Below are 13,766 nucleotides of genomic sequence, written 5' to 3'. Positions count from 1 at the left end.
ATTGAACATTGCGGCCCCTGCCGCTACGTTCCGCGACACCGTAGCCCGACACGAAGGGGTGGTCGCATGGCCGAAGTCAGCGCCGAGGCACGCTTGGAGGCGCAGGCCGAGAAGGTATGGGCGCAGCTCACCGACTGGTCGGCGTACGGGGAGTGGAACGCGACCCACACCAACTTCCCCAAGGGCGGCCCCCAGACCCTGGCGGTGGGCGGGACCTTCCAGGAGAACATGAAGCTGATGGGCTTCCCGGCGGAGGTCGAGTGGACCATCGAGGAGCTGGAGCCGGCCCGGGTGTTCGCCATTCGCGGCAAGGGCCCGATGGCCGTGACCGTCGCCACGCGCTACACGCTCACCCCGCAGGGCGAGGCCACGGTGGTCCGTATCGACGGCGAGTTCACGGGCGCCGCCGTCTCCCTCATGGCGGGCAAGCTCAAGGACTCGGCGACGGCCGCACTCAACGAGTCCCTGCGCAAGCTGGCCGGACTGGTGGCCTGAGGGGCCGGACACGCGAGGGCGCCCCGTGGACGATCCACGGGGCGCCTTCGGTACGGGCCGGTGTTCGTCAGTGCTCGTCAGTCCTCGTCGGCGAGGATCAGGTACAGCTTCTTGCGGGCTTCGTTGATGACGGCCAGCGCCTTCTCGCGCTGTTCCTTGCTGCCGGTCTTCCAGACCTGGCTGAAGGCCTCCATCAGACCGAAGCCGGCCTGCCGGATCTCACCGAGAGCCTCCCAGTCGACCCCGCGCGAGGCCTCCTCCCACGGGGCGTCCGGGCCCTCGTCGGCGACGGAACGCCCGTCCCCGGTGAGCGCGAACAGCTTCTTGCCGCCCTCGCTCTCACTGGCGATCAGACCCTCGTCCTCCAGCAGCTGGAGCGTGGGGTACACCGAGCCGGGGCTGGGCTTCCACGCGCCGCCGCTGCGTTCGGCGATCTCCTGGATCATCTCGTAGCCGTGCATCGGCCGGTCCTTCAACAGGGCCAGGATCGAGGCGCGTACGTCACCGCGCCGTGCCCGCCCCCTCGGACCACCGCGTCCGCGGGGCCCCCAGGGACCAGGGCCGAAACCGGGCCCACCGGGACCGAACCCCGGCCCACCGGGACCGAAGGGCCCGAACGCGGCCCGCCGCCCCTCGAACCCGCCCAGGCCCCGGTACCCGTGGCCCGCGTGCCGATGTCCGTGCTCGTATCCGTGGCTGCGCATCGCGATCACTCCATTCCATCGATGATCTGTCACGTCTGCATCGCGTATCATTCGCGATGCCTCAACGATATATCGGAACCGATCGCATGGCAATGCCCTTTCCGAGCTGTCGTACCCGGCACGTCGGCTTCGAGCCGTGGCTGGAGCGGGACCGGCCGTTGCCGGTGGACTTCGGTCCGAGGGTGGCGGGGATCGGCCCACAGCCGTTACGGCTGCACTGACAGGAGGGACCTCGACGGTCGACACCCGCCAATACGGTGGACCCATGTCGTCGATCAAGAAGTTCCAAGTCACCTTCGACTGCGCGGAACCCGAGCGCCTGGCCCGCTTCTGGTGCGAGGCGCTGGGATACGTCGTACCGCCGCCGCCGGAGGGGTTTGCCACGTGGGACGAATTCAAGCGCGCGCAGCCACCTGAGCAGCGGGATTCATGGTTCGCCTGCATCGACCCCTCGGGTGTGGGCCCGCGCCTGTACTTCCAGCGCGTCCCCGAGGGCAAGGTCGTCAAGAACCGCGTTCATCTCGACGTGCGGGTCGGCACCGGACTCGTGGGTGAAGAGCGCCTCGCCGCACTGGAAGCCGAGTGTGCACGACTGGTCCCGCTCGGCGCGGTACACGTGCAAACGCTGTACGACGGCAATGATGCGTGCATCCCGATGCAGGACATCGAGGGCAACGAGTTCTGTATCGACTGAGGAATGCCTCGTCCTGACTGTCCATCAGGAAAGATCCACATCGTGATCGATGAGGGACATCCCGGACACCAGAGCGCGGGCGGTGTCGGCGAAGTACTGCAGCGCGATCAGGTAGCTCTCCTGCGCCCGGACGGACGTGGCGAGCCGGGACCCCCGGTCCGGGTCACAGCTGCGCCGGTAGTACCGGGCAAAGGCGTCGACCGCTTCCAGCAGATCGAGTCCGGCGGGAACCGCCTGCTCGATCTCCTCGTAGTACGGCCGCAGGCAGTCGGCGACGAGGCTGACTCGGGCTGGAAGAAGGATCCCCTCAGTCGAGGCAGAACTCGTTGCCCTCGACGTCCTGCATCACGAGGCACGACTCGTTCTCGTCGTCGGCCGGCAGCAGTTGCACGCGTGCCGCGCCGAGCGCCACCAGTCGTGCGCACTCGGCCTCCAGTACGGCGAGGCGTTCCTCACCCACGAGCCCGGTGCCGACCCGCACGTCGAGATGAACCCGGTTCTTGACGACCTTGCCCTCGGGGACGCGCTGGAAGTACAGGCGCGGGCCCACACCCGAGGGATCGCTGCAGGCGAACCACGCGCCCTGATCCTCAGGCGGCAGCGTGCGGTTGAACTCGTCCCACGTGGCAAACCCCTCCGGCGGCGACGGTGCGACGTATCCCAGCACCTCGCACCAGAAGCGGGCGACGCGCTCGGGTTCCGCGCAGTCGAAGGTGACTTGGAACTTCTTGATCGACGCCATCGGCCCACCATAGTTCGCGTGTGCTGTGCACCGCGACCCCGGGGCAGTGACCGCGAAAACGTGCCAGGACTCGTGCATTGGCCTTGGGCCGGTGCCCGGCGCGGCCGCTAGCGTCGGCTCATGCGCATTCGAATCGTGGACGCCTTCACCGACCGCCCCTTCACCGGCAACCCGGCCGGGGTCCTGCTCCTGGACGACGCCTTCCCGGACGACACCTGGCTCCAGAACGTCGCCATGGAGGTCAACCACGCCGAGACGGCGTTCGCGCACCGGCTGCCCGAGGGCGCCGAGGCCGACTGGGCGCTGCGCTGGTTCACGCCCGTCACGGAGGTCGCGATGTGCGGGCACGCCACGCTCGCCACGGCCCACGTCCTGCACACCAGCGGCGCCCACACGGGCCCGGCGCGGTTCGCCACCCGCAGCGGCGTCCTCGTGGCCACGCCCGCCGCGGACGGCTCGATCACCCTCGACTTCCCGACCGCCCCGCTCACCCGGGTCGAGGCCCCGGCCGGCGTCGCCGACGCGCTCGGCGCCGAGCCGGTCGCCGTCTTCGACACCGGCGCGAACGTCGGTGACCTGCTGGTGGAACTGGCCGACGAGAAAACGGTGCTGGGGCTCGCCCCGGACCACAGGGCCCTGGCCGGCTACTCCTCACGGGGCATCATCGCCACGGCTCGCGCCGAGGACCCCGCCCGGGGCTACGACTTCGTCTCGCGCTGCTTCTTCCCGAACGTCGGCATCGACGAGGACCCGGTCACCGGCTCCGCCCACACCGCGCTCGCCCCGCACTGGTCCGCCCGGCTGGGCCGCGACGACCTCACGGGGCTCCAGGCCTCCCGCCGCACCGGTCTCGTCCGCACCGCACTGCGCGGCGGACGCACGCTGCTCACCGGCCGCGCGGTCACCGTCGTCGACGGCGAACTGCACGCCTGACGCCGCGCTCAGCCCGTCGGCAGCCAGGACACCCGGTGCGCGAGCAGGGCGTAGCCGACGAACGCGCCGATGTCGAGCAGGGAATGCGCGACGACCAGCGGACCGACGCGCCCCCAGCGGCGGTACAGGTACACGAAGACCACGCCCATCACCATGTTGCCGACGAAGCCGCCGACGCCCTGGTAGAGGTGGTACGAGCCGCGCAGGACCGCGCTGGCGACCAGTGCGGTCCCCGCGGACCAGCCCAACTGGCCGAGCCTGCGCAGCAGATAGCCGACGACGATGACCTCTTCGAGGACCGCGTTCTGCACGGCGGACAGGATCAGCACGGGATACTTCCACCACACGTTCGGCAGCGCCTCGGGGATGACCGTGAGGTTGAAGCCGAGACCGCGGGCGGCCAGGTAGAAGGCGATGCCGGTGCTGCCGATCACCGCCGCGATCGTGGCGCCCCGGCCGAGGTCGGGCCACGGCCTGGTGCGGTCGAAGCCCAGCGTGCGCAGGCCGGCGCCCTCGCGCAGCAGCAGATGGGCGACCAGGGCCACGGGGACCAGGGCGGTCGCGATGCCGAAGAGCTGCCAGGTGAGGTCCAGCCAGGGGCGGCCCGGGGCGGCCGACGCGTTCATGGTGGCCGCCTGGTCCTTCAGGCCGCCCGGCTTGGTCACCGAGCCGATGAAGCTGATCAGCGCGGAGACCCCGCTCGCGCCCAGCGACAGCGCGAGCACGAGCAGCGTCTCGTCCCGCAGGATCCGCCGCGGGTCGCGCTGCCGCGCCCCCGGGTCGGCCACCGCGTCAGCCTCCACCTGCACCCCTGCCTCCCGCCGGTTCACGGGCCCGCGGGCCCACCTGTCGCCTGGCAAGGATCGCAGAAGGAGATGTGAGCACGGTGAGGACGGCGCAGTGGTATGACACCGAGCACTGCGCCGCGATCCCGGCGGCTCAGGCCAGCTCAGCCCCCAGCCCAAGCGGAGCGACTGATTCCGGTAGTCCCACCGGCCACATGTGCACCGGCTCCCCCGCGAGCATCAGCTCGGCATAGCGGCGCGTCGTCGCGGCCAGGGCCGCCTCGCGGGTCAGTCCCTGTTCGAGGGCCCGGTGGAAGGTGGCCGCCTGCCAGGACGCCCCGTTCACCCGACGCCGGCAGCGCTCCTCGACGACGCCCAGGTAGAGGTCCCGGTCGGCGGCCTCCACCCCCCACGCGTCCAGCCCGGCGGAGGCCAGCGGCAGCAGCTCGTCGCGGACCAGGGTGACCGCGTCCACCTCGCCCGTGCCGCCGTAGCGCCCCCGCCGCGGCCACACGAACCGCGCGTCGATGCCGTGCCGGCACGCGGCGTCGAAGTTGGCCTCGGCCGCGGCGAAGGGCAGCCGGGTCCACACCGGCCGGCTCTCCTCGGCGAGGGAGCGCACCAGGCCGTAGTAGAAGGCCGCGTTGGCGATCACGTCGATGACGGTCGGCCCGGCCGGCAGCACCCGGTTCTCCACCCTCAGGTGCGGTACGCCGTCCGCGATGCCGTACACCGGCCGGTTCCAGCGGTAGATCGTGCCGTTGTGCAGCACGAGTTCGGCGAGGCTGGGCGTGCCGCCGGCGGCGACGACCTCCAGAGGTTCCTCGTCGTCGCACAGGGGCAGCAGGGCCGGGAAGAAGCGCAGGTTCTCGGCGAACAGTTCGTGCGCGGAGGTGATCCAGCGCTCGCCGAACCAGGTGCGCGGCCGTACGCCCTGTGCCTGGAGTTCGGGTGGGCGGGTGTCGGTGGACTGGAGGAACAGCGGGGGCCGGGACTCGCGCCACAGCTCGTGCCCGAACAGGAACGGCGAGTTGGCGCCGACGGCGATCTGCGGGGCGCACGCCACCTGCGCGGCGTTCCACACGTCGGCGAACCGGGCGGGGGTGACCTGGAGGTGCAGTTGTACGGAGGTGCAGGCGGCCTCGGGGACGATCGACTTCGCCGTACGGACGAGGTGTTCCACGCCCTCGATGTCGAGCCGGAAGTCCTCCCCGCGCGCGGCCACGATCTGGTCGTTGAGCAGGGTGTAGCGGTCGACCTCGGAGAGGTTGGCGGAGACCAGGTCGTCCGGGCCGAGCGTGGGCAGGATGCCGATCATGACGATGCCGGCGTCCACCTCGCGGGCCTTGCGGTCGGCGTAGGCGAGCGATGTGCGCAGTTCCTCGGCGAGCCGGTCGAATACCCTGCCGCCCAGTCGGTGTGGGGCTATGTTGACTTCCAGGTTGAACATGGCGAGTTCTGTTTGGAAATCGCGGCTCGCGATGCGTTCCAGCACCTGACCGTTCAACATTTTCGGCATACCGTCGGTACCGGCGAGATTCAATTCGATCTCGACGCCCATGAGGTTCTTGGGGCGGTCGAATCGCTTCTCCACCAACAGCCGCTCCAGTCCCGCCAGGCACTTCTGGAGCTTTTCTCGGTAGTGCTGGCGATCGGACAGGTCGAACTGCCCCGCCACGACCTTCTCCCCCATCGAAGTGTCCCTCCTCGGTGGGCGGACCGACGTTACGGCCGCCGGGCTCCCGGGTGCAGGGGGGATGATGCCCAGCGGAAGCGATCGATAACGCCCCGCGCGAGCCCGACGCACGCTACTCTGTCGGATTGTTCCCAGAGGCATTTTCACTGGGCATGCAGCAGCCCGGCCCACCGGGTACCCGGCACATCTCGTGAAAAACTCCGACGACATTCGGCCGACCGCTGCCGGCGCGTATTCCGAGGTCAGCGAGGCAGGACCGGTCCGGGAACCGGGAGGATTCCCGCATATCGGTGGCGTATTGCGGTCTTGCGCGGTTCACCGGAATCGGATAGACGAAACAACGGCCGAACGCGCGTCGTATAAACTTCGCCCACAAGGCAGAAGGTTGACGCCCTCGGTCGTGGTTCCTGCCATGTTCCTGCCGTCGCGGTCACGGGAGGCAGACCGAGCCGCACCCACGTTCACCGACCCGGGCCACCACCCTTCCGGCCTTTCCGTGAGCAGACAGCGCCGTCCGCCCCACCCTCCTCGCGCCGCCGCGCCTGTCGAATGAGAGAGGCGACCCACCATGCCGCTGCACGTGCCCCCTGCCCCCGCGCCCGCCCTGCGTTCCGTCCTCGCCGCCCTCGGTTCCCCCACCGCCGTCCGCGAGGCCCGCACCCCGTCCCTGCGCGCCGCGCAGGGCCCGGCGACACCCGAACTCCCGCTCCCCGTCCATGTGCTGGACCGGATCACGCCCCAGGGGCTGTCCGCGACCCGGCTGGCCGGCTGGCGCTTCCTGATCCGCTGCGGCGACAAGGCGGTGGCCGCCGCCGACACCATGCTCACCCCGGACGGCTGGACCTTCTCGCACTTCTTCGAGGGCCCCTACGTCCCCTCCACCGAGCGCGCGATGCAGCAGGCGGAGGCACTGCAACAGCCGTACCAGGCACGGCTGCTGTCCGTCCCCGGGCTGTACATGCTCACGCTGTGGCTGCACGGAGACACCACCGCCGACGGCGCCGAGGGGCACCCGGCCGGCACCGATCTGCTCGTTCCCCTCGCCCCGGCCCCGCCCGGCATATCGGCGCACCGCCCGTTCCGGGTCGCCGAACTGCTACCGGTACTGACCCACCGCGCCACCCCGCTCCCGCTCCTCGGCCCGACCGTGCTCGGCTCGCCCGCCTGACCGGACCTCCCGCGTGCCCCGCCGCCTCCCGGCGGGGGGGCACGCCCATGCCGGACACACCTGCCGGAACACCCCTGCCAGGGCCCAGGTCAGGGGCTTGGCCTGCATGGACTAGCCCCATCCGACCACTGCGAACCACCCAAAGGGACAGTGCACTTGGACTGAACCGTCCGCCCGGGTGACGCGTCATGAACCTGTGAGAAGCGGTGCCGCGAAATCCCTGCGGAATGACGCCCGGAGGGCAACACTGGGTTCCGACCGACTTATCACCACGGGGGACGGCCATGACCACGACAGAGCGAGAGATCCCACCCATGTGCCAGCACCAGCCGCCGTGTCCGACAGCAGAGTCCGCCGACCGGGAGTCCGCCCGACTCGTGGCGCACCATCCCGAGCAGGGCTGGAGTCTGCTGTGCAACGGCGTCCTGCTCTTCGAGGACACCGGTGAGCTGCTGCCCGACGGCCGCATCATCGCTCCGCACCGCCCGCTGGGTGCGGAGCATGTGATGACCGCCGCCTGAGCGGAGGGCGCGCGAAGGACCTGCGGGGCCGGCCGCACCGTACGAGGTGCGCACCGGCCCCGACGTGTGTCCAGGGGCGGTTACGGACCGTGCCCGGGTGCTAGCTCAGCGCCTCCCGCAGCGCCTGGTACGCCGGCTTGGGGTTCAGCTGCTCGTCCCAGGGCAGGGCGGCACCCTCGCCGGGGAAGACCCCCGGGATCCAGGAGTACTTGTCGGTGTAGTCCCAGACGGTGATGCCCACGCACCGGCGCACGGCCAGGCAGGCCTGCGTCAACTGCCGGTACCAGTCGGCCTGTTCGGCCAGCTTCGCGTCGGTCGCGGGCAGTTGCATCCGTACGTCGACCTCGGTGAGCGCGGTGTCCAGGCCGAGGCGGGAGAAGCGGCTCAGGTTGTCCCTGAGCGTGGTGGGATAGCCGTACTGGAGCGCCAGATGGGTCTGGAAGCCGATGCCGTCGAGCGGGACGCCTTCGGCCTTCAGGCTCTTGGCGAGCGCGTAGTAGGCGTCGCTCTTCGGGCCGGTCGCCTCGATGTTGTAGTCGTTGAGGTACAGCCTGGCGTGCGGGTCGGCCTCGTGGGCCCAGCGCAGCGCGTCGGCGATGTAGCCGGGGCCGAGCGTCTTGTACCAGAGGGTCTCGCGGTAGGTGCCGTCCTCGTTGAAGGCCTCGTTGACGACGTCCCAGGAGTACACCTCACCCCGGTAGTGCCGTACCTCGGTGGTGATGTGCTTCTTCAGCACGGCCCGCAGTTCGGCGGCCGTCCACTGCCTGGAGGTGAGCCAGTCGGGCAGCTGGCTGTGCCAGACCAGGGTGTGGGCGCGGACCTGCTGGTGGTGCTCGCGGGCCAGGTTCACGATCTGGTCGCCGTCGGTCCAGTCGAAGACGCCCTGCCGGGGCTCGGTGGCGTACCACTTCATGCCGTTGCCCGGCGTGATCATGTCGAACTCGTCGCCGAGGATCTTCGTGTAGGCGCTGTCGGTGAGTTCGGGGTTGTCGGTGGCGCTGCCGACGTAGCGGCCGTGGCGCCGGGCGAGATCGGCGAGCGTGGGCTGCCGGTCGTGAGCCTGGGCGGCGGGGCCGGTGGCGACGCCGGCGGCCACGAGGACGGCCGCGAGGGCGCCGGCGAGTCTCAGACGTACCTGGGGCATGGTGCGGCTCCGATCTGCGGGACGAGGGGTGTTCAGCCCTTGGCGGCACCGGCGACGAGACCGCCGACGAGCCGGCGTCGAGTAGGCGAAACATTCGAGCAAATCCCCGAACGTTCGGAACCGCGACTCTAGAAGGGCCCCTTGGGAGCGTCAAGGTGTCACGCACGAGGTCCGGGTGCGTAGTCGAACCAGCCGAAGGCCGCAGTGCCCTCGGTGACGTACATCCCGAGAACACGACCGGCGGGCGAGCACGGCCGCCGCCCCGCCGGCCACCTCCGGGTCGCAGTGGTGCGCCCCGTCCAGCCGGACCGACAGGCCCGCCCGGGCCGGTCGAGGCTGTCCCCGGTCGCGGTCAGGGCGAGCTGCCCGGGGCGCCGGGTGAGGGACCAGGACCGCGTGGGCCGGCGGCGCGGGGAGATCCAGTACGGCGCGAGCAGGGGGGCGGTGAAGTCGTCGCGCGCCGGCGGCTGTTCGAGGGGCGCCCAGGCGGCGGGCGGCGGATGGCGCTCCCCCACCGGCCCCAACCGGGCCAGCCGTCGGCCCACTCCACCGGCACCAGGAAGGTCCCCCGGCCGAGGACGTGGAACTCCGGGAACCAGCCGCGCGGCCGGGTGCCGAGCAGCACCGTCCACCAGCCGCCGTCGGCCGCCTGGACCAGGTCGCCGCGGCCGGTGCACTGGACCGGCAGGCCGGTGCCGCGGTGGCTCAGCAGCGGGTTGCCGGGAGCCGGCTCCCAGGGGCCGCGCGGCGAGCGGGCCCGGGCGGCCGACAGACGCCGAGCCCGAGCGCGGTCCCGCCCTCGGCGGGCAGCAAGTGCCACCACGCGCCGATCCGGTACAGATGCCGCGCCTCGGGGTCCCGCAGTCCGGTGCCCGACCGCACCGGGTCCGACCGGGGGCGCTCGGCGGTGACGAGGAAGGTGCCGCCGGCGGGGACGGCGCCGGGCAGCGTCAACCGGCCCGGTCGGTCGAGGACGTTGCCGGGCTGCCGCCAGTGCACCAGGTCCCGGCTCTGGAAGAGCGGGACACCGGGGACGTACTCGTCCCCGAGCCGGCGCGCACTCGGGTCCGGGCGGAAGCCGGGGATGACGGGGTTGTCGTAGGTCCGCACGGCTCACCCCACAGAATGTCGAAAGTTTCGATCGTGGCGCCGAATTCTCTTGGCTTGGCGCGCTGCGGAGGAGGGTCGGGAAAGGTGTACGCCCCGGCTGGTCGAATCCTGCGCGCGGAGGTGGGATGGAAGGGAGCAAGGGCCTTGCAGGCGGGCACGTCCGCACGCGTCACCCGGGCGTCGCCCGCCAGGGCGCGAGGAGCGGTGGAGCGATGTCCGGTTACGACGCCTCGGCGGTGGCTCGGGTGGTGGTCGGCGTGAGCGGCTCCCTGGGCAGCGTCACGGCCCTGCGCCGGGCCACCGCGCTGGCCCGGCGGCTGGGTGCCGAACTGTGGACCGTGCTGGCCTGGGAGCCGCCGGGCGGCGACCCCGCCGCACGCCGTTGCCCCGTCGGCGGTCTGGCGGTCGAGGAGTGGCAGCGGCTGGCCCGGCAGCGGCTGATCGCGGTGCTGGAGGAGATCTTCGGCGGGGACGGCCCGGGGGTCCCGGTCCACGCCGTCGTCGTCCGCGGCGCACCGGGCCCGGCGCTCGTCGCGACCGCGGACCGCGAGGACGACGTCCTGGTCGTCGGCGCGGGGCGGCGCGGACTGCACCGTGCCTTCTCCGGCCGGGTCTCCCGGCACTGCCTCGCCCACGCGATCTGCCCGGTCCTCGCCGTACCCCCCTCCCCGCTCGAATCCCAACTGCTGTCGGTCCACCGGCGGAACACATGGCATCTGCGCATGGACCTCCGCCGGCTGTAGGAGCGGTCCGGCACCCCGACCACGGTCACGCACCGTGGTCGCGAGCCGTGCCGACCGGCGGCCGACACCCCCCGCGAGGACGTCAGGAACGCGCTCCGCGGCCGTCAACACGTCGACAAACGGTGACGCCGGGCGAGGTTGCCAGAACGCCTGTACGACGCACCACCGGCAGAATCGTGGCCCAGGCCACACCGCCCCGGCGGCCGCTGTTGATGCGCCCGGGGCGGCCGCCGGTCATTCTTAACGCAAGCTTGACGCCCACCGAGCCGAGATCCATAGGCCCAGACGTCACTCTCTGCATACGCTGGTGCGGCCGTCCGCGTGATGGCCGGAAAGAGCTGAGCCGCACACAGGAGCACGCCGATGGCCACGACCGAACACCCTCCTTCCAGTCGATTGCGCACCTGGATGCTGGAGGGGCTGTCCGACATGGGCAAGCCCGGTGGCCACACGGGTCCCCACGCCGAGCCGGAGCCCCCGCACAAGGGCCAACGCTGGTGGCGCGTGATGTGTCTGACCGGTGTCGACTACTTCTCCACCCTCGGCTACCAGCCGGGCATCGCGGCGTTGGCGGCAGGCCTGCTCTCCCCCATCGCCACCCTCGTCCTCGTCATCGTCACCCTGGCGGGCGCCCTCCCGGTCTACCGCCGCGTGGCGGAGGAGAGCCCGCACGGCGAGGGATCCATCGCGATGCTGGAACGGCTGCTCTCCTTCTGGAAGGGCAAGCTCTTCGTCCTCACGCTGCTGGGCTTCGCGGCCACGGACTTCCTGATCACGATCACTCTTTCGGCCGCCGACGCCTCCACCCACCTCATCGAGAACCCGCACCTGACCAACGTCCTGCACGGCCAGCAGATGGTGATCACCCTGCTGCTGGTCGCCCTGCTCGGAGCGGTGTTCCTCAAGGGCTTCCTGGAGGCGATCGGCGTCGCGGTCGCCCTCGTGGTGCTCTATCTCGCCCTCAACACGGTGGTCGTGATCGTCGGCATGTGGCACGTCCTCACCGCCGGGCACGTGGTCACCGACTGGACCAGCGCCCTGACCACCCAGCACGGCAACGTCTTCGCCATGGTCGGTGTGTCCCTGCTGGTCTTCCCGAAGCTCGCCCTCGGTCTGTCCGGCTTCGAGACCGGCGTCGCCGTCATGCCCCACGTCCAGGGCGACCCCGACGACACCGAGGAGAACCCCAAGGGCCGGATCCGCGACACCAAGAAGCTGCTGACGGCCGCAGCGCTCATCATGAGCGTCTTCCTGATCGCCACCAGCTTCATCACCACGGTGCTGATCCCGGCCAACGAGTTCAAGACCGGCGGTCAGGCCAACGGCCGTGCGCTCGCCTACCTCGCCCACGAGTACCTCGGCGGCGCCTTCGGCACGGTCTACGACCTCTCCACCATCGCCATCCTCTGGTTCGCCGGCGCCTCGGCCATGGCCGGTCTGCTCAACCTCATGCCGCGCTACCTGCCTCGCTACGGCATGGCCCCGCACTGGGCCCGCGCCGTGCGCCCGATGGTGATCGTCTTCACGCTGGTCGCGTTCCTGGTGACCTGGCTCTTCGACGCCAACGTCGACGCACAGGGCGGCGCGTACGCCACCGGTGTGCTGGTCCTGATGTCCTCCGCGGCGATCGCGGTGACCATCGCCTCCCGCAGGGCCGCCCAGCGCGGCTGGACCATCGCCTTCGCGGTCGTGTCCGCCGTTCTGCTCTACGTGACCGTCGCCAACGTCATCGAGCGCCCGGACGGTGTGAAGATCGGTGCCTGCTTCATCGTCGGCATCATCCTCGTCTCGCTGCTGTCCCGGCTGGCCCGCGCCTTCGAGCTGCGCGTCACCAGCGTGACGTTCGATCCGATGGCGGAACGATTCATCCGGGACATGGCCAGCCGCAAGATGCGGTTCATCGCCAATGAACCGGGTCACCGTGACAAGGCCGAGTACCGCGACAAGGTCGAGCAGATCCGCGCCGACAACGACATGCCGGAGCAGGAGGACTTCGTCTTCGTGGAGGTCACGGTCACCGACCCCTCCGAGTTCGAGGCGGGCCTGACCGTGCGCGGCGAGGTGCTGCACGACCGCTACCGGGTGCTCACCCTGGAGTCCGCGTCCATCCCGAACGCCCTGGCCGCGCTCCTGCTCAACGCCCGCGACATGACGGGCTGCACCCCGCACATCTACTTCGAGTGGACCGAGGGCAATCCGTTCGCCAACTTCCTGCGCTTCTTCCTCTTCGGCCAGGGCGAGGTCGCCCCGGTCACCCGCGAGGTGCTGCGCGAGGCGGAGCCGAACCGGGAGCGCCGGCCGCGGGTGCACACCGGCTGAGTCCGGGAGCGGACAGCGCCGGGCCCGACCGGCTCGGCGCTACTTCCCGAACCACCGCCGGGGCGGCCGTACGTCCACCTTCCCCATGCTGATCCGCCCGCCTATCCCCACCCAGAGCACGACCGGCGCCTCGGGGCCGCGGGCCGGGCGGACCTTGGTCTTGCTGTAGCCGACCGCCAGCGAGTCCGTGTCGACGACCATGCCGGGCCGGGTGATCAGGCGCAGGGTGCCGCCGCACAGGTCCAGGTCGATGTCGAGGGTGTCGTGCGTGAGCACGGCGTCGGAGAAGTCCAGGGTCACGTTTCCCCAGGCGCACACGATCTCCAGCCGGCGGGGCACGATCCAGGGGCCCTCGCGGGTGGCCGAGGCGTACTGCTGCTCGATCCGGACGACGTCCTTGGCCGCCGCCGGTGCCACGACGGCGGCGGCCTGCGCCGGCAGGTCGGCGGTGAGCACCGCCAGCTGCCCGAGCGTGCGGGCGGACAGCGCGGCCGTGACGCGCTCGTCCAGCTCCTCGTGGGTGAGCCGGCCCTCCCCCGCGGCGGCGGCGAGCGCCTCCACCACCCGGTCGCGGTCCGCGTGCGAGGCACGCAGCCCGTCCGGCACGTCCGCGTCCACCATGTCGGCCGTCATCCCCTCACCCCGTTCCAGCAGGCTCCGCGGGGAGCCGTCGCCATCGAGAACTAACGTTATATCGCGTTATACCTGACGG

Annotated in this window: 13 protein-coding genes and 1 pseudogene; 7 read left to right on the top strand and 7 right to left on the bottom strand. The window is 70.9% G+C overall.

Features of this window, described 5'->3' with window-relative positions; genetic code table 11:
- The first annotated feature begins 66 nt into the window (after positions 1–66).
- Positions 67–495, top strand: coding sequence for an SRPBCC family protein (locus ACFC8N_RS14450; protein ID WP_356029980.1), 429 nt, complete (start codon positions 67–69; stop codon positions 493–495).
- A gap of 77 nt (positions 496–572) precedes the next feature.
- Here the strand turns inward: ACFC8N_RS14450 and ACFC8N_RS14445 are convergent, their stop codons facing one another.
- A complete protein-coding gene (locus ACFC8N_RS14445; RefSeq protein WP_376288310.1) occupies positions 573–1,199 on the bottom strand; it encodes a PadR family transcriptional regulator in 627 nt (208 codons plus the stop codon).
- A gap of 265 nt (positions 1,200–1,464) precedes the next feature.
- Between ACFC8N_RS14445 and ACFC8N_RS14440 the strand changes: the two genes are divergently transcribed.
- Positions 1,465–1,893 (top strand): VOC family protein, encoded by a 429-nt coding sequence (locus ACFC8N_RS14440; RefSeq protein WP_376288309.1) that lies wholly within the window; start codon positions 1,465–1,467, stop codon positions 1,891–1,893.
- 307 nt (positions 1,894–2,200) lie between these two features.
- On the opposite strand, the gene ACFC8N_RS14435 is transcribed toward ACFC8N_RS14440, so the two are convergent.
- Entirely contained in the window at positions 2,201–2,635 is a 435-nt protein-coding gene (locus ACFC8N_RS14435; protein WP_376288308.1) for a VOC family protein, read from the bottom strand.
- Between the two features lie 120 nt (positions 2,636–2,755).
- Between ACFC8N_RS14435 and ACFC8N_RS14430 the strand changes: the two genes are divergently transcribed.
- The gene (locus ACFC8N_RS14430) at positions 2,756–3,568 is read left to right on the top strand and encodes a PhzF family phenazine biosynthesis protein (protein ID WP_376288307.1); all 813 of its coding nucleotides are present in this window, start codon (positions 2,756–2,758) and stop codon (positions 3,566–3,568) included.
- Between the two features lie 8 nt (positions 3,569–3,576).
- Here ACFC8N_RS14430 and ACFC8N_RS14425 read toward each other — a convergent pair whose 3' ends face one another.
- A complete protein-coding gene (locus ACFC8N_RS14425) occupies positions 3,577–4,377 on the bottom strand; it encodes a CPBP family intramembrane glutamic endopeptidase (protein ID WP_376288306.1) in 801 nt (266 codons plus the stop codon).
- A 130-nt stretch (positions 4,378–4,507) separates the two neighbouring features.
- On the bottom strand, positions 4,508–6,046 hold the full coding sequence (locus ACFC8N_RS14420) for a glutamate--cysteine ligase (RefSeq protein WP_376288305.1): 1,539 nt from the start codon (positions 6,044–6,046) through the stop codon (positions 4,508–4,510).
- Between the two features lie 571 nt (positions 6,047–6,617).
- Here ACFC8N_RS14420 and ACFC8N_RS14415 point away from each other — a divergent pair.
- Both ACFC8N_RS14415 and ACFC8N_RS14410 read left to right on the top strand, forming a co-directional pair.
- The gene (locus ACFC8N_RS14415) at positions 6,618–7,217 is read left to right on the top strand and encodes a hypothetical protein (protein WP_356029973.1); all 600 of its coding nucleotides are present in this window, start codon (positions 6,618–6,620) and stop codon (positions 7,215–7,217) included.
- Positions 7,218–7,531: 314 nt separating this feature from the next.
- A complete protein-coding gene (locus tag ACFC8N_RS14410) occupies positions 7,532–7,738 on the top strand; it encodes a DUF5999 family protein (protein ID WP_071377983.1) in 207 nt (68 codons plus the stop codon).
- A gap of 100 nt (positions 7,739–7,838) precedes the next feature.
- On the opposite strand, the gene ACFC8N_RS14405 is transcribed toward ACFC8N_RS14410, so the two are convergent.
- Together ACFC8N_RS14405 and ACFC8N_RS14400 are read right to left on the bottom strand one after the other, a co-directional pair.
- Positions 7,839–8,882: an endo-1,4-beta-xylanase gene (locus ACFC8N_RS14405; RefSeq protein ID WP_356037301.1), complete on the bottom strand. Its 1,044-nt coding sequence runs from the start codon at positions 8,880–8,882 to the stop codon at positions 7,839–7,841.
- 240 nt (positions 8,883–9,122) lie between these two features.
- Positions 9,123–9,992, bottom strand: a pseudogene (locus tag ACFC8N_RS14400) (family 43 glycosylhydrolase); the annotation flags it as partial.
- Between the two features lie 212 nt (positions 9,993–10,204).
- On the opposite strand from ACFC8N_RS14400, the gene ACFC8N_RS14395 reads away from it, so the two are divergent.
- Positions 10,205–10,735, top strand: coding sequence for a universal stress protein (locus tag ACFC8N_RS14395; RefSeq protein ID WP_362821403.1), 531 nt, complete (start codon positions 10,205–10,207; stop codon positions 10,733–10,735).
- A gap of 363 nt (positions 10,736–11,098) precedes the next feature.
- The gene (locus tag ACFC8N_RS14390) at positions 11,099–13,054 is read left to right on the top strand and encodes an amino acid transporter (RefSeq protein WP_376288304.1); all 1,956 of its coding nucleotides are present in this window, start codon (positions 11,099–11,101) and stop codon (positions 13,052–13,054) included.
- A gap of 39 nt (positions 13,055–13,093) precedes the next feature.
- Here the strand turns inward: ACFC8N_RS14390 and ACFC8N_RS14385 are convergent, their stop codons facing one another.
- On the bottom strand, positions 13,094–13,687 hold the full coding sequence (locus ACFC8N_RS14385) for a DUF1707 domain-containing protein (protein ID WP_376288303.1): 594 nt from the start codon (positions 13,685–13,687) through the stop codon (positions 13,094–13,096).
- Between the last annotated feature and the right edge of the window lie 79 nt (positions 13,688–13,766).

Source organism: Streptomyces sp. NPDC055966, assembly GCF_042269865.1.
Lineage (GTDB): Bacteria > Actinomycetota > Actinomycetes > Streptomycetales > Streptomycetaceae > Streptomyces.
Note: the sequence above shows the minus strand (reverse complement) of the source record. Positions and strands in the feature narration are given on the sequence as shown.